The sequence below is a fragment of the Aeromonas sp. HMWF015 genome (genome assembly GCF_963878965.1).
In the GTDB taxonomy this organism is placed as follows: Bacteria; Pseudomonadota; Gammaproteobacteria; order Enterobacterales; family Aeromonadaceae; genus Aeromonas; species Aeromonas veronii.
Genome location: NZ_CAWNZT010000046.1, coordinates 2183 through 2644, shown reverse-complemented (window position 1 = coordinate 2644; position 462 = coordinate 2183). Strand labels below are relative to the sequence as shown.

General features: G+C 63.2%; 1 protein-coding gene. It reads left to right on the top strand.

Translation table 11 applies throughout. The annotated features are described in order from the left end of the window. On the top strand, window positions 1–462 hold a 462-nt coding region (locus tag AACS18_RS23015; protein WP_374956633.1), incomplete at both ends, for a HAMP domain-containing protein.

The following is a 462-nucleotide window of genomic DNA, read 5'->3' as shown; positions in this document are numbered from 1 at the left end:
CCCGCCAGATCCGCGATCCGCTGATCATGCTGGCACGTCAGGCCCAGCGCATTGCCAATGGCGATCTGGGGCAGGGCGAACTGCAGCAGTGGATCCGTGACAGCCGCTTTAACCGCGACGAACTGGGTCAGCTGGGCTCTGCCATCAACCGGATGCAGGGCTCCCTCTCCGATCTGGTGAGCGAGATTGCCGGCTCCGTGAGCCAACTCAGCAGCGCAGTGGAGGAGGTGAGCGCCATCTCCAGCCAGTCTGCCAGCGGCATGGCCATCCAGCAGAACGAAGTCTCCCAGGTGGCGACCGCCATGAACGAGATGCAATCCACCGTTAACGAAGTGGCCCGCAACACCACGGATGCCATGAGCGCCGCCAAGGATGCCTCCCGCACCTCCGCCGCCGGCAGCGAAGTGGTACGCAGTTCGATTACCAGCATCGAAGAGGTGTCGGTCAAGATTGAACAGGCGG